Source organism: Synechococcus sp. PROS-9-1 (assembly GCF_014279775.1).
Classification (GTDB): Bacteria; Cyanobacteriota; Cyanobacteriia; order PCC-6307; family Cyanobiaceae; genus Synechococcus_C.
The window spans coordinates 1,624,992-1,641,945 of sequence record NZ_CP047961.1; the positions used below are offsets into that span (position 1 = coordinate 1,624,992).

At 56.0% G+C, this 16,954-nt stretch carries 19 protein-coding genes, 1 tRNA gene and 1 pseudogene; 6 read left to right on the plus strand and 15 right to left on the minus strand.

Annotated features, from left to right (window positions below; genetic code table 11):
* Positions 1-105 precede the first annotated feature (105 nt).
* The gene (locus SynPROS91_RS08745) at positions 106-282 is read left to right on the plus strand and encodes a hypothetical protein (RefSeq protein ID WP_186516085.1); all 177 of its coding nucleotides are present in this window, start codon (positions 106-108) and stop codon (positions 280-282) included.
* 3 nt (positions 283-285) lie between these two features.
* On the opposite strand, the gene fabG is transcribed toward SynPROS91_RS08745, so the two are convergent.
* The 3 genes and pseudogenes from fabG to SynPROS91_RS08760 all read right to left on the minus strand — a co-directional run bounded on the left by fabG (position 286) and on the right by SynPROS91_RS08760 (position 3,050).
* Positions 286-1,038 (minus strand): 3-oxoacyl-[acyl-carrier-protein] reductase, encoded by a 753-nt coding sequence (gene fabG, locus SynPROS91_RS08750; RefSeq protein WP_186516086.1) that lies wholly within the window; start codon positions 1,036-1,038, stop codon positions 286-288.
* A gap of 64 nt (positions 1,039-1,102) precedes the next feature.
* Positions 1,103-2,220 (minus strand): annotated as a pseudogene (locus SynPROS91_RS08755) (TrkA family potassium uptake protein).
* Positions 2,220-3,050: a glycosyltransferase family 9 protein gene (locus SynPROS91_RS08760; protein WP_186516087.1), complete on the minus strand. Its 831-nt coding sequence runs from the start codon at positions 3,048-3,050 to the stop codon at positions 2,220-2,222. The pseudogene SynPROS91_RS08755 and the gene SynPROS91_RS08760 overlap by 1 nt, the downstream one beginning before the upstream one ends.
* 72 nt (positions 3,051-3,122) lie before the next feature.
* Here SynPROS91_RS08760 and ispD point away from each other — a divergent pair, with 72 nt between their 5' ends.
* Positions 3,123-3,800 (plus strand): 2-C-methyl-D-erythritol 4-phosphate cytidylyltransferase, encoded by a 678-nt coding sequence (gene ispD / locus SynPROS91_RS08765; protein ID WP_186516088.1) that lies wholly within the window; start codon positions 3,123-3,125, stop codon positions 3,798-3,800.
* Here the strand turns inward: ispD and SynPROS91_RS08770 are convergent.
* Together SynPROS91_RS08770 and SynPROS91_RS08775 are read right to left on the minus strand one after the other, a co-directional pair.
* Positions 3,760-4,692, minus strand: coding sequence for an LD-carboxypeptidase (locus tag SynPROS91_RS08770; RefSeq protein WP_186516089.1), 933 nt, complete (start codon positions 4,690-4,692; stop codon positions 3,760-3,762). The genes ispD and SynPROS91_RS08770 overlap by 41 nt on opposite strands.
* Positions 4,692-5,579: a 4-hydroxybenzoate polyprenyltransferase gene (locus SynPROS91_RS08775; RefSeq protein WP_186519658.1), complete on the minus strand. Its 888-nt coding sequence runs from the start codon at positions 5,577-5,579 to the stop codon at positions 4,692-4,694. Before SynPROS91_RS08775 ends, SynPROS91_RS08770 begins: the two co-directional genes overlap by 1 nt.
* 128 nt (positions 5,580-5,707) lie before the next feature.
* Between SynPROS91_RS08775 and SynPROS91_RS08780 the strand changes: the two genes are divergently transcribed.
* Positions 5,708-7,291: a Ppx/GppA phosphatase family protein gene (locus SynPROS91_RS08780; RefSeq protein ID WP_255439708.1), complete on the plus strand. Its 1,584-nt coding sequence runs from the start codon at positions 5,708-5,710 to the stop codon at positions 7,289-7,291.
* Here the strand turns inward: SynPROS91_RS08780 and SynPROS91_RS08785 are convergent.
* From SynPROS91_RS08785 to petC, 6 genes are all read right to left on the minus strand, one after another.
* Positions 7,275-8,084, minus strand: coding sequence for a helix-turn-helix domain-containing protein (locus SynPROS91_RS08785; protein ID WP_186516091.1), 810 nt, complete (start codon positions 8,082-8,084; stop codon positions 7,275-7,277). The two genes, SynPROS91_RS08780 and SynPROS91_RS08785, sit on opposite strands and share 17 nt — an antisense overlap.
* A gap of 110 nt (positions 8,085-8,194) precedes the next feature.
* Positions 8,195-8,266 (minus strand) — tRNA-Val (locus SynPROS91_RS08790).
* Between the two features lie 39 nt (positions 8,267-8,305).
* Positions 8,306-9,061: a precorrin-4 C(11)-methyltransferase gene (gene cobM / locus SynPROS91_RS08795; protein WP_186516092.1), complete on the minus strand. Its 756-nt coding sequence runs from the start codon at positions 9,059-9,061 to the stop codon at positions 8,306-8,308.
* Positions 9,058-9,924, minus strand: a complete 867-nt coding sequence (gene lgt / locus SynPROS91_RS08800; RefSeq protein WP_186516093.1) for a prolipoprotein diacylglyceryl transferase — start codon at positions 9,922-9,924, stop codon at positions 9,058-9,060. The genes cobM and lgt overlap by 4 nt, the downstream gene beginning before the upstream one ends.
* 5 nt (positions 9,925-9,929) lie before the next feature.
* Complete coding sequence (petA, locus tag SynPROS91_RS08805; RefSeq protein ID WP_186516094.1) at positions 9,930-10,862, minus strand: cytochrome f; 933 nt, start codon at positions 10,860-10,862, stop codon at positions 9,930-9,932.
* A 43-nt stretch (positions 10,863-10,905) separates the two neighbouring features.
* Positions 10,906-11,442: a cytochrome b6-f complex iron-sulfur subunit gene (gene petC / locus SynPROS91_RS08810; protein WP_186516095.1), complete on the minus strand. Its 537-nt coding sequence runs from the start codon at positions 11,440-11,442 to the stop codon at positions 10,906-10,908.
* Between the two features lie 82 nt (positions 11,443-11,524).
* Between petC and SynPROS91_RS08815 the strand changes: the two genes are divergently transcribed.
* Positions 11,525-11,893, plus strand: a complete 369-nt coding sequence (locus SynPROS91_RS08815) for a DUF3067 family protein (RefSeq protein ID WP_186516096.1) — start codon at positions 11,525-11,527, stop codon at positions 11,891-11,893.
* Here the strand turns inward: SynPROS91_RS08815 and tatC are convergent.
* Together tatC and SynPROS91_RS08825 are read right to left on the minus strand one after the other, a co-directional pair.
* A complete protein-coding gene (tatC, locus tag SynPROS91_RS08820) occupies positions 11,844-12,578 on the minus strand; it encodes a twin-arginine translocase subunit TatC (protein ID WP_186519660.1) in 735 nt (244 codons plus the stop codon). The two genes, SynPROS91_RS08815 and tatC, sit on opposite strands and share 50 nt — an antisense overlap.
* A gap of 120 nt (positions 12,579-12,698) precedes the next feature.
* A complete protein-coding gene (locus tag SynPROS91_RS08825; protein WP_186516097.1) occupies positions 12,699-14,468 on the minus strand; it encodes an NFACT family protein in 1,770 nt (589 codons plus the stop codon).
* Between the two features lie 65 nt (positions 14,469-14,533).
* Between SynPROS91_RS08825 and gmk the strand changes: the two genes are divergently transcribed.
* Positions 14,534-15,106 carry a guanylate kinase gene (gene gmk, locus SynPROS91_RS08830; RefSeq protein ID WP_186516098.1) on the plus strand — a complete coding sequence of 191 codons (573 nt, stop codon included), beginning with the start codon at positions 14,534-14,536 and terminating at the stop codon, positions 15,104-15,106.
* Between the two features lie 52 nt (positions 15,107-15,158).
* Here the strand turns inward: gmk and psaJ are convergent, their stop codons facing one another.
* The gene (psaJ, locus tag SynPROS91_RS08835; RefSeq protein ID WP_011620067.1) at positions 15,159-15,278 is read right to left on the minus strand and encodes a photosystem I reaction center subunit IX; all 120 of its coding nucleotides are present in this window, start codon (positions 15,276-15,278) and stop codon (positions 15,159-15,161) included.
* A 32-nt stretch (positions 15,279-15,310) separates the two neighbouring features.
* Positions 15,311-15,790 (minus strand): Photosystem I reaction center subunit III, encoded by a 480-nt coding sequence (locus SynPROS91_RS08840; RefSeq protein ID WP_186519662.1) that lies wholly within the window; start codon positions 15,788-15,790, stop codon positions 15,311-15,313.
* 76 nt (positions 15,791-15,866) lie between these two features.
* Here SynPROS91_RS08840 and tsaD point away from each other — a divergent pair, with 76 nt between their 5' ends.
* Entirely contained in the window at positions 15,867-16,937 is a 1,071-nt protein-coding gene (gene tsaD, locus SynPROS91_RS08845; protein WP_186516099.1) for a tRNA (adenosine(37)-N6)-threonylcarbamoyltransferase complex transferase subunit TsaD, read from the plus strand.
* The last annotated feature ends 17 nt before the right edge of the window (positions 16,938-16,954 follow it).

The window sequence follows — 16,954 nt, forward strand, 5'->3', positions numbered from 1 at the left end:
CGAGGGTCAATCCCTTCCAGGGTCTATGACCAACCGCTCCTCTCGGAAGTGGGGAAAGCCGAATCCATCGACCAACGGCGCAAAACGTCTGGTTAAGGTTTGATCATGAAGGATTCCGGAGCGCTGTTCTTCGTACTCATGGCTGCAATGGCTGCAACCATGACTTTGGTCTATGTGCCACTTCGCATTTATCTCACGGCGACGGATCGCAGTCGGAGATTGAAGTTGCTGCAGCGCATTCGCCGCTTAAGAGAAGAGCTCGGTCAGCCTCTCCAGAGCTGAAACTCAACTCATCACCATCCCACCATCCACCTGTAGGACTTGTCCCGTGATGTAAGCGGCTGCGGGGTCCGCAGCCAAAAACCTCACGGTTCCAGCCACTTGATCTGGAGTCCCAAACCGTCCCAAAGGAATGGCAGCAAGGATGGCGTCTGCCTCAAGATCTTTCGTCATATCGGTGGCAATGAAACCAGGTGCAACGGCATTCACCGTGATTCCACGGCTTGCCATCTCTTTGGCGCTACTTCGCGTGAGTCCCACAACACCGGCTTTGGCTGCTGCGTAATTGGCTTGTCCAGCGTTGCCCATCAGCCCAACCACCGAGGTGATGTTGATGATGCGACCACTCCTCTGCTTCAACATTGGGCGAGTCACTGCCCTCGTACAGAGGAAGACTCCGGTGAGATTGAGATTGATCACCGCCTGCCAATCCTCGGTTTTCATCCTCATCAACAAGCCATCCCGCGTAATCCCCGCGTTATTCACCAGCACGTCAATGCGTCCACTGCGCTTCAACACCGTTTTGATCAAGTCTTCGACTGAGGCCTCATCGGCTACGTCGGCCTGGAGCGCATAAGCGGAGCCTCCGTTGGCCTGAATCTCGGCAACCACTGCCTCAGCCGCGTCGGGAGAACTGGCGTAATTCACCACGACTTCTGCGCCCTCACCGGCCAAAGCCAAGGCCACTGCACGACCGATGCCACGACTTGCACCGGTGACAAGAGCGATTTGACCGTCAAGAGAAGCGGATGAACTCATGAACGCTTTTTTTTACGATCGTGTGATCGTAGGGATCGTTGGCCCTTTCAGTCATCAAGGCCAGCTAAGTGCCCCGCATGGTTTCAATCGTGTCGATGGCATCACCCAGCAAATTGCGGAATAACTCCAGCTGCTTCTGGCTCCCCATCACCACAAGAAGTTGACCAGGGCCAAGCCGTTCTTCCCCACTGGGATTTCCCTTCAATGAGCTGCCATCACGGATGGCCAGCACCATGGCCCCACTGCGGCGGCCCAGCTGAAGCTCCGACAAGCTCTTGCTGGCCAGGTGACCCACAAGGAATGGATCACGACTTAACCGAAATTCTTCAATTTCAAATTCCGACCCAGACAACAGATCCATAACAGATCCATGAAATCCACCGCCAAAGGCCGAAGCGCTGTGGCTGCCATCACCCTGCCCCCAGCAACGTAGGGACTCACCACAACCGTGGCTCCAGCGAGTTCAAGCTTTGCTGCCGCTTCTTCGCCATCAGCTCGGGCAATGAGCCGGCATCCAGGCTCCAAGCCTCGGGCGCTGAGCGTGACATACAGATTGGCGGCATCGCTAGGCAGAGCCGCCACCAGGCTGCGGCAGCGATGGAGTCCAGCCTCAATGAGGGTCTCATCGAGAGTGGCATCAGCCTGGAGCACAGGCAAACCGCGCTCCTCGGCCGCCTGCCGTCGAGCCGAATCCATCTCGACTACCAGCACAGGAACGGCCTCCAGGAGAAGCTGTTCGGCAATCTCCCGGCCAATGCGGCCATACCCGCAAAGAATCACATGGTTGTTCATACGCCGCAGGTTTCGGCGAAACCTCAACTCCCGCAATTGGCGGAAGTATCCAGATTCTGTCAGGCCAAGAATCTTTTGAATCGAGAGCTGCACCACCACGATGCCCCCTGCCACGATCAAAACCGTCACCAGCCGTCCGGCCTGGGAGAGGGGCTCCACTTCGCCATAACCAATGGTGCTGATCGTGATCAGCACCATCCACAAGCAATCACCCCAGTCCCAACCCTCCGTGATCCGATACCCGATAGCTCCGCCCAAAATCACAATGGATAGGGCTACGACGGGTAACAGCCATGGCCTGGCCAGCTGGCGTAGCTGAGGGCGATAAAACTGAGTGGGGTAGCGCTGCAGCCGACGGCGTTGTTGCGACTTCCGTCGTGGCCTCTTCATCAGAAGCCCATCGCCTGAAGCACATCAGCTTCAGAGAGAGATCGGAGCTCGTCATGACCGAGATGCCGAATCACATCCCGCTCCGGAAGTTGATCGTCAGACAGTCCGAGTGCAACCAATGGCACTCCGCAAAATGCGGTCAACAAACTGGTCACAGGACAACTGGTCAACACCACGTCGGCACAGGCAATCTGAGCTGCTCTCTCTGAAAGCGAACTGTTGTCTCCGAGATGAATGGTTCGCAAACCAGGAAGCTTGTCTTTAATTGTGAGAGGTAGTTGCTTCCAGCGTTCTGCTGGCCAATCTCCTGGGGTTTCAGCGGGTTGGAGCAACAACAAAGGTCCATCTCCCTGTGGCTGCCGTTCGCGCGCGCTGTTCATCAGCGCTGCAGGCAAGCTGATCCGAAATGCCGCGGCATCCAAGCTGAGACCGATCGGAGCCAGAAATCCAGAAAGGCGTTGCGCACTCCAGCCTTCAGCCTTGCTGGCCACAGCAGTGGAGGCAAATCCAGCTTCTGAAACCCGCGTTGGGATATGGCTCATCGACAGCATCAGATTCACCTGACGTCCCTCAGCAAAATTGAGGCAAACCTGGAAATCAGGTTCTCGGACTGAGCCGAGAAGATTCGCCCAATCGGCCATGGTCAAACTTGCAGCAAAGTCAAAGGGAATGATTTTTTCAACCGAAGACAGCAACGTCCACAGTGATCCGTAGGCAGGGGAGCAGGCCACTTGGATCGAAGCCCCAAGCTCGTTGGCACAGGCTGCTATTGCAGGCATACGCTCAAGCTGCTGTTGAGCTGTTCCTGGGCTTAAAACGAGAAGGCGCATGAAACAACAGCACAAGTGGTGCGAGCTGATTGTATGGAGGCCGTTTCAGGTTGTTGAAAACAGGAGTCGCTTATGCATCTGTTGATCGCAGCCGCTGGTAGTGGGCGGCGGATGGGGGCGACCCGCAACAAGCTGCTGCTGCCCCTGTCTGGACAACCCGTTCTGGCATGGACACTGCAAGCAGCTCTTGCAGCTGAGACGATCCATTGGATCGGAATCATTGGTCAGGAGATTGACCGTTCCGAGATTCTTGCTCTCGTGGAAGGCGCTCCCAAACCCGTCGCTTGGATTGCCGGCGGAGACAGTCGTCAGGAGTCAGTAGAGCGGGGACTGGCCGGATTACCAGACGAAGCTCGACATGTACTGATCCATGACGGGGCCCGCTGTCTCGCCTCACCCGACTTGTTTAACCGCTGTGCAGCAGCCGTTCGCGGCGGCAAGGCCGTGATTGCTGCGACCCCTGTCACCGACACGATTAAACAAGTGGATGAATCAGGCGTGATCACAGCGACCCCAAATCGCTCAGAGCTGTGGGCGGCCCAGACTCCGCAAGCCTTTTCAGTGGATGAACTCCGCCAGGGGCATCGTGAGGCCCGTGCGAACGGCTGGACTGTCACCGATGATGCCTCCCTTTACGAGCGCTTGGGATGGCCGGTCAACGTTCTTGATGCTGGTCCCTCCAATATCAAAGTCACGACCCCTTTCGATCTCACTGTGGCTGCAGCGGTGCTGGCTGAACTCCAGGGTTAGCCCCCACGCTCAAGACACCCTGATCGCCATCGAGGGTCGCGATCGCACCAACTGGCAACGCTGCATTCCCCCCCGGACCGTGCCCCACAAGCAGGTTGGCCACCACAGGGATCCCTAAGTCAGCGGTGCGCTCTAGCAACACCTCTTCCAAGCTGAAACCACCAGAGTCCGAATCGTGATCGCAGCCCAGGAATCGACCGAAGCCAAGACCGGCAAGCGATTGCAGCAGTCCGGCTAATCGCCACTGCGTGAGCATGCGATCAATGCGATAAGGAGCTTCGCCGATGTCTTCTATAACCAACACAACTCCACTCAGATCAGGAAGGAAAGGAGTCCCGATCAAGTGGGAAGCCACCGTTAAATTCAGCGTTAACAACGGGCCTACAGCCACGCCTCCCCGCCAGGGCAGCCCTTGAAGATCCAGCAGAGGGTGGCCAAAGAGCACATCATGCAATCTCCGCTGGCTCCACTCGGGTTCATCGGCGAGGGTCGTGATTAAGGGCCCATGAACTCCACCGCTTACACCTGCTGCCATACGAGCGCAGAGCAGTGCCGTTACGTCCGAAAAGCCCAGCAACCATCCTGGCTGCCAAAAGAAAGGATGTTCCAAAAGCCTGGCAGCGCCCCAGCCACCGCGGGCACAGGCCAAGAGGGATGCATTGGGAACCGATTGAAAATCACTAAGACGTTCGTCATCCCGTCCGGCCAGATAGCCCCAGCGCCGTTGACTGATCACATCCGGACGGATTCGCAATCCCCAGCTGTCCAGGATCGAGATCCCTCGCAAAAGGTTTTCAGTGTTGTCAAGCGCAGAGCTAGCAGCCACGACGGCCACCTCATCACCAGTCTGAAGAGGGCGTAGCAACAACTCAGACCGATCGGTGTTGTGCATCAGCCCAGCCGCCCGAGAACAAGACCCAACAACAACAGTGCGCCCAAACGAACCTGGTGACTGAAATGAACGCCATACGCCGACATGGGCTGCTGCTTCACACTTTTAAGCGCTCGAGTTGCACGCTGCATCCCGAAGGCCACCACCAACCAGAACGGCCAGAAAATAACTCCGATTCCTGCGAAAGCAGCGGCAACAGCCAGGGCCAGCATCGAGAGCCCATAGGTGACACCCACGACGCGCAAGACAGACGAACCAAGGGTCAGTGCGCTGCTGTTTAAATCCATCCGGGCGTCATCCGGACGATCCGCCATCGCGTACACCGTGTCAAAAGAAAACGTCCAAAGCAGGGTGGCAACCCAACAACCTGCCAGGGGCCAACCGCCGTTAAAAACTCCGGTTTGAGCCGCCCAAGGAATCAACACCGCGAAACCCCAGCACAAAGCCAGGACCGCTTGGGGGTAGGCGAACCAACGCTTAGCGGACGGATAGATCAAGATTGGCGGCAGGGCGAAACAAGCCAGCAAAAGGCAGAGGTTGCGCACGGAAGCCGGCAAGCTCAGCACCACGATCAAACTGATGACCAGCAGCACGATCAACGCAACGACGGCCTGGGCAACGCTCAAACTTCCCTGTGCGAGTGGACGCTGTTTGGTGCGTTCCACATGGAGATCGATGCGGCGATCCCATAAGTCATTGGCAATACAGCCAGCCCCACTGACCGCCAGGCCGCCGAGCATGATCATCACCACGAGGGCCCCTGAGGGCGGTGCATTCGGAGTGAGCCAGAGACTCCAACCAGCTGGAATCAGCAAGATCAGTCTTCCGCTGGGCTTGTTCCAACGCAAAAGGGCAACCCATGGAGCCAAGATTTGACGAAACAACATGCGCTTGGCGGAGCTGACTGACAAAAAGAACTCCAGTGGGGCAACCCTAAGCAGAGGTTCTTGATGTCTGCTTAGGGCAAAGTGGATGGGCTTTCAGCGCAGTGCTTCAAGTGACAGCAGGGCCGAGCATGCAGAACGGTCGAGCCTTGAGGAAGATTGCCGCGATTGATATCGGCACCAATTCCACCCACCTCTTGGTGGCCTCTGTTGATCCTGAGCTACGAACCTTCAGCATCGAGTTGGCTGAGAAGTCCACCACTCGGCTAGGCGAAAGAGATCCCGAGACAGGCAACCTCTCAGAGGCCGCAATAGAACGCGGGCTCGAAGCGCTGCGTCGTTTTCGCGAGCTCGCTCTGAGTCACCAGGTTGAACAGATCGTGACCGCTGCCACCAGCGCGGTGCGTGAAGCCCCGAATGGACGGGATTTTTTACAAGCGATTCAGGATCAGCTCGAACTTGAAGTGGATCTCATAAGTGGCCCAGAAGAAGCCCGCTTGATCTACCTAGGAGTCCTCTCAGGCATGCCTTTTGGAGACTGTCCGCATCTCGTGCTGGACATCGGAGGCGGATCTACAGAGTTGATTCTTGCGGATGGTCGTGATGCTCGAGCACTCACAAGCACAAGGGTTGGCGCGGTGCGACTCCAGCGGGATTTTGTCAAAGATGACCCGATTCCCCAGCAGCGTCGGACCTTTCTTCAAGCCTTCATCCAAGGGTCCTTAGAGCCTGCAGTTAACAAAGTGCTTCGGCGGATCAAACCTGAGGAAACACCAGTGATGGTGGCCACCAGTGGCACCGCGATGGCCATAGGGGCCCTAGCCGCCAGCGAGGAGGATCGGCCACCGCTGAAGCTTCACGGCTATCGGGTCAGCAAACAACGTCTCGACAGGGTCGTTGATCGTTTGGTGGTGATGACACCAGAGCAACGCAAAGGGTTGGCACCGATCAACGATCGACGTGCGGAGATCATTGTCCCAGGTGCCTTAATTCTGCAAACCAGCATGCAGATGTTGGGAGCCAATGAACTTGTTCTGAGTGAACGAGCTCTCCGCGAAGGCCTCATCGTGGATTGGATGTTGCGTAACGGACTCCTAGAAGACCGTTTCAGTTTTCAAAGCAGCATTCGACAGCGCACCGTGATCCATCAGGCGCAGCGTTTTGCCGTCAATCAACAACGAGCCGAGCGTGTGGCCTGCCATGCACTCACTCTCTATGACAACACCAAAGGCCATCTGCATCATGACGATGACTCAGGCCGCGACTTGCTGTGGGCTGCAGCGATGCTTCATGCCTGCGGCCAACACATCAATCTCAGCGCTTATCACAAGCACTCCTGGTATCTCATCCGCCATGGCGAACTTCTGGGCTATTCAGAAGCGGAGCATTTGATGGTGGCTGCCATCGCGCGCTATCACCGCCGCAGCCTTCCCAAAAAACGGCATGAATCTTGGCAGGCGCTTCAAAGTCGTGACAATCGACGCACGGTCTCGGAGATGGCCTTACTGCTCAGACTGGCGGTTGCCCTCGATCGACGTCCAGAGCCGGTGGTCAAAAGCTTGCTGGTCAACGTCAAAAACGAAAATCTTGTCCTGGAGTTAGTCGGAGAACAGGCTGATCAGGATTTGAGTCTTGAGCAGTGGAGCTTGGGAAGCTGTGCCCCAATTCTTAGAGAGGTCACCGGTTTGAATCTCAAGCTCAAGGTTCAGGAGTGAGGGGGTACCAGCGCAACTGATCGATGCTGCCCAAGACATGAGGCGAGGCATCCCCATAACTAAATCGAACCAAATCAGGTCGTCCAGCGAAGACTTCAAGCCCCTGATCGGCCTCAAAGCGTTTCGGTTCGTTCAGAGTGCCCTCAAAGATCACCTCCCCGCTCCGATTGCGAACGGACACCCAGCTCGGTTGTGAACTGACAAGCGCTATTGGACCTGGAATCGTGTTGTCACCATCAACACCAACGTTGATGGCTGAATTGTTGTCTTTAGCTTGAGTGGGCTGAGGCACAGGTCGATCCTGCGAAGCCACAGTGCTTACTGCTGCTGGTTGCCGACGGTTGCCACGAAAGGCAATAGCGCTGACCGCTGTCACTCCAACCAGAAGCAAAAGAACGGCAGCACTACTGATCCAGCGACCCATCGCTGCGGAGTCCTGCTTGGCTTGCGGTGCATCAGCAGAGCCAGAGCGCTCGCGACTCACACCCTTGGCAGGCACCCCCTTCGTCTCACGAAGCTGAGATTGGAATTGTTGAACCAATGGAACGGGATCCAATCCCAATTTCTGCGCGACTCGTCGCAGCATCCCGCAAATAAAAACGGATTCTGGAAGACTGTCCCGATCTCCATTTTCTAAAGCTGCAAGCTGCTCTTTACCCATATGGAGCGAATCAGCAAAAGCTTGGCAAGTCATCCCTTGCCTTTCCCGCTCTTCCCTTAAGACACGGCCGAGTGAAGCGAATTCGTTCTGACGGAAATCTGATTGATCGATAGCGTCCCTAACTTCAGACATTTCATACATTCACCATGAAAAAATCTTAGTTGCGTTTCGCCAAACTGTCAGCCAAATCCAAACCTGACCTAGGCAATAAACCAAGTAAATTTGAAATTAAAAGATTAAAATGGGCGATACTGGATTCGAACCAGTGACCCCTTCCGTGTGAAGGAAGTGCGCTACCACTGTGCTAATCGCCCCGAAGGCAAATCTTAAACCACAATGGGGAAGCCTGATACTTAATGAACAGGGCGGAACAGGTGATCGTGGTCTGGCGAGTAAAGCTTTGAACGCTGGCGACCTGCCTTCAACGCTGGACTCACGACATAAAGAGTGGTCCGGATCAGATTTTGCTCTTGAGAGATCGCTGCCATGCGGTCCAGTGGGACAACTTGCAGCCATTCATCGGGCCAACTCACACGGTGACCGATCGCAACCGGTGTATCAGGCGAATAATGCTTCAACAATGTTGCTTGCACCTCCTCAACATGGCGAGCACTGAGATAGAGGCAGAGCGATGCTTTGAGACGGGCAAGGTTCTCCAAGCTCTCCGTTTCCGGCACACCAGTCCGTCCACCAGCCCTGCCTAGAACAATCGTCTGAACTAGGCCAGGGATCGTGAGTTCAGCCCCTAACGCTGAAGCGGTCGCCTGATAGGCGCTGATTCCTGGAACCACGTCGACAGAAATACCAGCGTCATTCAAACCACAAATTTGCTCTGAAAGAGCTCCGTACAGGCAGGGATCACCGTCGTGCAGACGAACAACCTGGAGGCCTTTCTTGGCACGATCAATCATCAGTGGAAGCACATCCTCAAGCGTGAGCGTGCTACTGCGAATCTTTTCGCAGTGTTCAGGGGCTAGAGCAGCGATCTGAGGAGACACCAATGAGTCTGTCCAAATCAAAACCTGAGCAGACTGCAACCGGTTCTCTGCACGTCGCGTTAAGAGATCAGGGGCTCCAGGCCCTGCACCGACGATCGACACTGTGGTCATGAAGTACCTGGGGTGCGTAAGCCTGGATCAGGCAAAGACTTTCGTTTCCCGTATAGCCAAAACAAACCAAAGCCCGCAAGCAACAGCAATGAGAGGCTCATCAACTGAGCAATCCTCAAGCCACCATCGCAAAATGGGGGAACTCCTCCTAGGCAGAGCGGATCAATTCGCAAACCCTCAATCCACACACGACCAAGGCTGTAGCAGAGAAGATATAAACAACTCAGAGCTCCTGAGGGGAGTGAAATGCGCCCGCTACGCCCCCATTGAAACAGCGTCATCAACAAGATAAAGACCGCCAAATTCCAAATAGATTCGTAAAGGAATGTGGGATGAAAGAACTCTGACTCGGCAAATATCGAAGGGCGGCTTGAATCAGGAATGAATAATTTCCAAGGCAATTGGGTAGGAATGCCAAAGGCTTCTGAATTGAAAAAGTTCCCCCAGCGACCAATTGTTTGGCCAAGAATCACGGATGGAACCAAAACATCGAGCAAATCCCAAAAGGAAACTCTCCGCCAACGACAGAACAAAACCACGGAGATCGTGCCTCCGATCAAGGCACCATGGATCGCAATTCCTCCTTGCCAAATCGCAAACACATCCCACCAGGAATGTTGATAAGAGCGCCATTCAAAGGCCACGTAATAAAGACGCGCGCCGATGATGGCAGCCAACACAAGAATGGGCAGCAGATCGCTAATCAATCCCGATTCGAGATTTCTCTGTTTAGCCAACCAACTCGATAAATTGAGGCCAATGAGAACGGCGAGTGCAATGAGCAGCCCGTACCAGCGCAAAGTAATAGGCCCGAGCTGAAAAAGCACGGGCCCAGGTGATGTAAAGACAGCAGGAATGATCACCTTGATCAGACGCCTTCTGCAGCTTGAACCTTCTCAATCTGCCTCTTCTTCAGAACCAGCATGATCTGCGCCAAAGCAACTGCTGCGAAGAACGCGAGCATGCCGTAGATGCGAACAGGATTCTGAAGAACGACTTCGGTGTCGAGCTGACCAAATCCACCAACATTGGGATCGTCAGTGATGGGAGCACCAGCTTCAACGACATCGCCAACAGAGACCAGCAGGGCGGGGCCCACTGGAATGGTCTCTGTGATTTCAGAGCCATCAGCAGACTTCACGGTGACCACGCTTGCCCCATTGTCACCAGGCTCAATGGCACTGACAGAGCCAGAAGCCGGCGCCGTATAGACGGTGTTATTGCTCTTTTCACCTGTTGGGTACACCTGGCCGCGGCCGCGGTTGCCACCAACGTGAATGGAGTACTTACCAAAACTGATGCTGCTATCCGTTGCGGGATCAGGGGCCAGCACTGGGAAGACAATCTCCTGATGCTCATCACCAGGGATCGGTCCCACCAAAATGATGTTGGGTTGGTCGTCGCTGTACTCGGTGAAATAAACGCCCTCTGTTTCTTCCTTGATCTCATCAGTCCAGCGATCCTGAGGAGCAAGCGTGAAGCCATCAGGAAGCATCACAACCGCTCCCACCTGGAGGGGAACTTGACTGCCATCAGCACCAAGCTCTTGAACGCCGGTGTCGTAAGGGATCTTGACCACTGCCTTGAAGACGCTGTCAGGCAGTACGGACTGAGGCACTTCTGCCTGAGTGAGCTTTTGGGCCAAGTGGCAATTCGCACAAACGATCTTGCCAGTGGCCTCCCGGGGAGACTCGTAATTTTGTTGTGCCCAGAAGGGATAGGCCCAACTTGCAGCAGGTGCGCTGAAGACAGCGAGACCGACGATCAGTGCGGCAAAAGTGGAGGAGAGCAGGCGACGCATGGGAAAGCGAGGTAGGAGAGAGACAGCAAAAAGGAGGGGCTGATCAGGACCACCAGGGCTTTTCGCCCGTCCGGAAATCGGTTTCAGTCCACTGGCTTACAAACACGTTGTCGTTGTCGACGCTGACATTGGCCAACGCCAAAGACAGAGGCGCGGGGCCGCGAACAACCTTGCCTGTGGCGTCGTACTGACTGCCGTGGCAAGGGCACATAAATTTGTTCGCACCACTGTTCCAGGGCACGACACATCCCAGGTGAGTGCAAATGGCGTTAATGCCGTAGCTCCCGATGGCATCAGGGCCTTCCACAATCAAATAGGTGGGATCACCTTTCAAGCCTTGGACAAGACTGCGATCACCCTCGGCGTGGCTACTCAACCAACCGCTAGCGGTAACGGCGTTACCGAGCTCGTCTTTGGCACTGGTTCCACCACCGCCCCCGGCAGCCCTGGGCGGGATGAAGTAATTCGCCACTGGATAAAGCGCACCCAGGGCCACGCCTGTGACGGATCCGAAGGTCAGCAGATTCATGAACTGCCGACGGCCCATACCGGGCACATCACTGGCTGGGATCTGAGTCATGGCTGACGCTCAATCGACACTTAATGAGGTCCATTATGGAGGGTAAAGGTCCCGTCACGCTTTGCAACGACTGGGCTTTTAGATGATCCACTCAGCCGTTTCCGTGCTTGTAGACCCACCAATTGAACAATCCATCCCTCCATTGACGGTCGACGAGGTGATCGATCTGCTGCGGGAGCGCTGGCAAGCCAGCTACGACATGCAACTCGTCGTAAGGCGCAAACGGATGTATCTCCAAGTGATGTGGGCCTATCTGGAGCAGCAATCCTTCCCTTTAAACGAGGAGGAGTACCGCACCCATCTAGCCCAAGTGGTGGACGTGGTGAATCGCTTAGGCCAAGCAGGCGCCGTGCGTTCGTGGTTAACCGACACGCGAGACCGTCCCCGACTCGGGAAAGCCCTCAGCCTGCAGCTGCAGGGGGAGGGGCGTTTGGAGGAGTTTCTGGTTTGAACCGTTCAACGGCCGCAACCAGAGCAACGCCAACGAAAAACAGGCCTGAAATCGCACCAGCTAGCAACGACATCGTGATCGGATCTGTGGATGGGGTCAGCACGGCTCCTGCCAGCGCGGCAATCAACACGACCCAACGCCAGGCCGAGAGCATCCGCTTCCAACGGACCAACCCAAACAATCCAAGCAACAACTGCAGAACGGGCAACTGGAATGCCAGTCCAGTGGAGAGCATCAGCAGAAGCACAAAATCGAGATAGCGCTCAATCGACCAAATCGGTTCCACCACATCAGCCCCATAGCTCACCAAGAAACCAAGGGCCGCAGGGATGAGTGCCCACCAGGAAAAAGCAATTCCTGCGAAAAACAGCACCGCTGAACCCGCCACAGCGGGAGCGATCAGACGCCGCTCGTTCTGCGTGAGACCGGGCAAAACGAAAGCTAAGCCTTGATACAAAACGTAAGGGATCGCCAAGGTGAGTCCTGCGTAACCGGCAACCTTGAACGAAACGAACAAAAATTCTCCAGGAGCCAACTGAAGGAACCGGATCGATCCCGCTGGTTCCTCCAAAAGTCTCACCAACGGTTTCACGGCGAGAAGGCAGGCCAAAGCTCCAAGCACAATCGCAATCAGGCTGCGAAAAACACGCTGACGAAGCTCCTCCAGGTGATCCACCAAGGACATTTCCACATCGTTGGGTGGAAGCTGCTCAGGTTGAGGGTTCACCCGAATCGGTTCTGGAGCAGGAAGCACGGTTTTCTCGTTCGGCTCGGGAAGGATCAGTCCGACTGCTAGTGGGTCAACTCAGGCTAAGAGCTGGCCGGCGATCAGTCGCTGTCTTGCTCGATCTGGCTCGGCCCAGACAACCTCGCCCTCTTTGTGTTGAACCGTTCCAAGCGCTGCACCAGCAATGCGTTGGAGATGCTCCACAGGCGCTCTGACCACCGCAACCCGGCGATTTCCATGCGCGCGGCTAAACCATGCAGCCAGGTCAGCCGCAAGGGTGAGGTCCTCTTCGTCCGCAAAACCAGCCGATGCCTTCAAGACAACGTGACTACCCGGACATTCCTGGGCATGAAACCAAAGGTCACCAGGACGTGCCCGCCGAAGACTGATCCAGTCGTTTTGACGATGATTTCGGCCCACTTGAATCAACAAGCCCGCCGGGCTGCGGATCTCGAGGGGCTGGGGGTCCACGTGTCGCGATCCCTGACGGCGGCGGCGGCGAAGCCGTTTTGGAGCCAACAGATCATCCAACTCTTCGCGCAGGTCCAAAAGACTTTTCGTGCGCGCCTCCATCCCATCCCAATCAGCACCAATCAGCTCTTCAAGAAAGCTTTCACTGCCCTCGAGTAACAGCAGACGGCTTTGGTGATGCTGCAGCCGTTCTTCCAACGCCGGGACAGCCCGTCTCAGTTTTCGAGCTCTGCCGTACAACTTCTGCGCGCGATCAAGGGTCTCCCGATTCGGACTCACCTGACACAACAACGCATCACCCTGCTGTTGCAAGTCATCGGCACCGCCCGTCTCCTCCAAGCCAGCTCTCTGGTCAGCCAAGAGGGCCTCTTCACGGGTCCTTAACTGCTTGAGCTGCTTTTGCAAATCCTGAGTGGCACGATTCAACTCCTGGCGTTGAAGAACGGTGGCGTAGTACTCACCCAAACGCAGGCTGAGGGGCTGCCCACGTTTGGAGAGGTCCGCGAACAACTCCCCTTCAGACGTCGCTGCAGACGCCCCTGCAGACGTCCCTGCAGATGCAGGCTTCCAAACGCGATAGGAATTGGGCCCATCAAAGTGCAGCTCAAACCCGTCGGTCTTAAGAGCCAGCAACCAGCACTGCCAACGCTGGTGCAACATCTTCCACTCCTGCTCGCTCAGCTCATGAACGCTTGTTGCCAATCGCGCCCTGGCAGCATGGTCATGCTCGTCAGCCAGATGTCTCGCCAGCACTGGGCTGATGCCCTGATAAGCACTGCGCATCGCCTTTTCCAGGCTTAGCGGCAACAGTTCCAAGCGCTCTCTCCAGCGCTGCTCAGGCTCATCCATCCGGGGAGCGATGCCTTGAAGGGCCGGAGGGGAGCTGTAGACATCTCCCGTGCCAATCGGCCTAACTCTCGACTGGTGCGTGCGGACCTGGCGTGCGATCGCAGTGATGCGTTGCCGGTCATCGAGCAATAACAAATTGCTGTGACGCCCCATGAGTTCGAGCACCAAGGTGCGCTGGGGAGGCTGTCCAGGTCGAGGCGCCAACTGAAACTGCACGACCCGTTCAAAGCCTTCCTGACTGAGCTCCGTCAGCGCGAGTTGGCGAAGTCCATGCTGAATCTGTTGCGCCAGCGTGCTTCCTGCACCCTGCTTCGGTGGCGCGGAGATTTCAACCAGTCTGGGAACTTCTGCTTTCCAGCTGAGTTCCAACCAAATCATTCCTCGCAGAGTGCGAAATCCGAGCTGTAGCGTCTGTGGATCGGGCTGTTGAGCTTTCTCAAACCGACTAGGTAGCAACCGGTCACGTAAATCCGCCAGCACAGCCCTCAGGCTGGTGAGATCCATCACTTGCGGACTTTGGCTGGCCATGGATTGCCTGAGAAGCAGGCTGAACAGGAAGCCTTCCTACCCTGCGATGCAGTCTCAAGCAACGCATGGCTCCTGATGGAACAATCGCCAGGCCCACGGTGCTCACCGGCCCAAGCGGCGTCGGTAAGGGCACCTTGGTCGCCCGCCTGAGAGAGCGTCATCCAGAGATATGGCTCTCCGTGTCGGCCACCACGCGTGCTCCACGCAGTGGAGAAATCGATGGAATTCACTATTTTTTTCACTCCAAAGAACGGTTCAACGAACTCGTGCAAAGCGGTGGCTTGCTGGAGTGGGCTGAATTCGCTGGAAACTGCTATGGCACACCACGACAACCCGTCAGCGAACGCGTAGCGAAGGGAATTCCCGTGCTGCTTGAAATTGAATTGGAGGGAGCCAGGCAGGTGAGGAACAGTTTGCCGGATGCAATCCAAATTTTTCTTGCACCACCAAGCGTTGAAGAGCTTGAGAAACGGATTCGCGGCCGCGGAACTGAAGCAGAAGAGGCGATCCAGCGTCGTCTCAAGCGAGCACAAGAAGAATTAGCAGCTCAAACAGAATTCGATGCTGTGATCGTCAACGACGATCTTGAAACAGCTTTAGCGGCGCTAGAAAAACAGATGAACTTGACGGTCCTCTAACTAAAAAAAGGGGCCCTAGGGCCCCTTTTTAATGATTTCATGAACTGAACGATCAGCCCATGGGGTGGAAGAGGAGATCAGGGAAAAAACGATTCCACTCGATCAAGATTCCGGCGGTGAGAGTGAACCAAATCGCGGCAACGACTGGTGCAGTAGTAAGAAATTTCTTCATCGTGAGAAAGGGAAGGACTTCGTGGTGCGAGTTCAGCGAGGGGAGATGGTCACCTTGTCATCGCTTTCAAGCAATTTGCCACTCGTGAATTCACCAAAAGCAGCGATAGGCCAAGTGGCTGATGCCAGCAGGGACTTCAAGGCAAGAGAGACATCAATTTGAATCTCTTTCATGTACTGCTCCTTGGTACCGCGAGTGCCTTTGAGGTACTCACGACCCGCCCAGCCAATGCATCCATTGATGTAGAGGAACATCAGACCTGGGAAGACGAAGTCACCGGCATGGCTCCAACGGCCATCCACGATCAAATGAGGCAAACCATCTTCACCACAAACGGCTTCGCTATACATCTCGAAACGAGCCTTAGCTTGAGGCGTGGCTGCAGCGCTTGCACGCTGCTGAAAACGGGCACTTTCGGCGCAGGGTGTCAGACCAGCCACGTCAGCCTTGGCGACGGGGGCAAAGCCGAACACCAGCAGGGCCGAGAGCGCAAGAGCGAAGAGACGACGCATCGGAATGGTTCCTGTTGAGCCTGCCCCAAAGCGGCAGGATGTCACGTACGGACAGTAGGGGAGCCCTTCCATCTTCATGCCCACAGTGCTTGCCCTCGAAACAAGTTGTGACGAGTCAGCCGCGGCGGTGCTCCGCCAGGAGGGCGAAAAGCTCACGGTGTTGTCCCACGGCATCGCCTCCCAGGTTGAGGAGCACGCGAAATGGGGCGGGGTTGTTCCTGAGATTGCCTCGCGCCGGCATGTGGAGGCGCTCCCAAACCTCGTGGAACACGCCTTACAAGAAGCTGGTCTCGTTGCTGCCGACCTCGATGCCATCGCGGCGACGGTGACACCTGGCCTGGTGGGTGCCCTCATGGTGGGCTCCATCACAGGGCGAACACTGGCCGCCCTGCATCAGAAACCTTTTCTCGCCGTTCACCATCTCGAGGCACACCTGGCTTCCGTGTTCTTGGCAGATCACCCACCACATGCGCCTTATCTCGTACTTCTCGTGAGTGGCGGGCACACCGAACTGATTCGGGTGAATCAGCTAGGAGAGATGGAACGCCTGGGACGCAGCCATGACGATGCGGCCGGCGAAGCCTTCGACAAAGTGGCTCGACTGATGGGCTTGGGCTACCCCGGCGGTCCAGCGATTCAGGCTATCGCCGTAGAGGGTGATGCCAAACGGTTTCGGTTGCCAAAAGGGCGCGTTTCCAAGCCAGGAGGAGGCTTCTACCCCTATGACTTTTCATTCAGCGGGCTGAAAACTGCGGTGCTTCGGCATGTGGAAGCTTTAAAGCGTGAGTCCGAGGATCTTCCTCTTGCTGACCTCGCTGCCAGCTTTGAACAGATCGTGGCCGATGTGTTGGTGGAGCGAAGCCTGCGCTGCTGCCTAGAGCAGGGGATTGATCATTTAGTGATGGTCGGCGGCGTTGCCGCCAACCATCGTCTGCGTTCTCAAATGCAAGCTGACGGTCTTTCACAGGGGGTGTCCGTACACATCGCCCCTTTGGCCTATTGCACGGACAACGCAGCAATGGTTGCTGTAGCGGCATTGCGTCGACTCTCTAAAAGCGTGCAACCCAGCTCTCTGGAGCTAGGAGTCGCAGCGCGATGGCCATTAGAGAAAGCATTAAGCCTTTATGGCCCAACACCCCCCTTTTAAAATTATTCTCTTAAGGT

What these genes read in the sequence shown, in the direction of transcription:
- SynPROS91_RS08745 (WP_186516085.1), top strand. Translation starts at nt 106, where the DNA reads ATGAAGGATTCCGGAGCGCTGTTCTTCGTACTCATGGCTGCAATGGCT.
- fabG (WP_186516086.1), bottom strand. Translation starts at nt 1,038, where the DNA reads ATGAGTTCATCCGCTTCTCTTGACGGTCAAATCGCTCTTGTCACCGGT.
- SynPROS91_RS08760 (WP_186516087.1), bottom strand. Translation starts at nt 3,050, where the DNA reads ATGCGCCTTCTCGTTTTAAGCCCAGGAACAGCTCAACAGCAGCTTGAG.
- ispD (WP_186516088.1), top strand. Translation starts at nt 3,123, where the DNA reads ATGCATCTGTTGATCGCAGCCGCTGGTAGTGGGCGGCGGATGGGGGCG.
- SynPROS91_RS08770 (WP_186516089.1), bottom strand. Translation starts at nt 4,692, where the DNA reads ATGCACAACACCGATCGGTCTGAGTTGTTGCTACGCCCTCTTCAGACT.
- SynPROS91_RS08775 (WP_186519658.1), bottom strand. Translation starts at nt 5,579, where the DNA reads ATGTTGTTTCGTCAAATCTTGGCTCCATGGGTTGCCCTTTTGCGTTGG.
- SynPROS91_RS08780 (WP_255439708.1), top strand. Translation starts at nt 5,708, where the DNA reads ATGCAGAACGGTCGAGCCTTGAGGAAGATTGCCGCGATTGATATCGGC.
- SynPROS91_RS08785 (WP_186516091.1), bottom strand. Translation starts at nt 8,084, where the DNA reads ATGTCTGAAGTTAGGGACGCTATCGATCAATCAGATTTCCGTCAGAAC.
- cobM (WP_186516092.1), bottom strand. Translation starts at nt 9,061, where the DNA reads ATGACCACAGTGTCGATCGTCGGTGCAGGGCCTGGAGCCCCTGATCTC.
- petA (WP_186516094.1), bottom strand. Translation starts at nt 10,862, where the DNA reads ATGCGTCGCCTGCTCTCCTCCACTTTTGCCGCACTGATCGTCGGTCTC.
- petC (WP_186516095.1), bottom strand. Translation starts at nt 11,442, where the DNA reads ATGACTCAGATCCCAGCCAGTGATGTGCCCGGTATGGGCCGTCGGCAG.
- SynPROS91_RS08815 (WP_186516096.1), top strand. Translation starts at nt 11,525, where the DNA reads ATGATCCACTCAGCCGTTTCCGTGCTTGTAGACCCACCAATTGAACAA.
- tatC (WP_186519660.1), bottom strand. Translation starts at nt 12,578, where the DNA reads ATGTCCTTGGTGGATCACCTGGAGGAGCTTCGTCAGCGTGTTTTTCGC.
- SynPROS91_RS08825 (WP_186516097.1), bottom strand. Translation starts at nt 14,468, where the DNA reads ATGGCCAGCCAAAGTCCGCAAGTGATGGATCTCACCAGCCTGAGGGCT.
- gmk (WP_186516098.1), top strand. Translation starts at nt 14,534, where the DNA reads ATGGCTCCTGATGGAACAATCGCCAGGCCCACGGTGCTCACCGGCCCA.
- psaJ (WP_011620067.1), bottom strand. Translation starts at nt 15,278, where the DNA reads ATGAAGAAATTTCTTACTACTGCACCAGTCGTTGCCGCGATTTGGTTC.
- SynPROS91_RS08840 (WP_186519662.1), bottom strand. Translation starts at nt 15,790, where the DNA reads ATGCGTCGTCTCTTCGCTCTTGCGCTCTCGGCCCTGCTGGTGTTCGGC.
- tsaD (WP_186516099.1), top strand. Translation starts at nt 15,867, where the DNA reads ATGCCCACAGTGCTTGCCCTCGAAACAAGTTGTGACGAGTCAGCCGCG.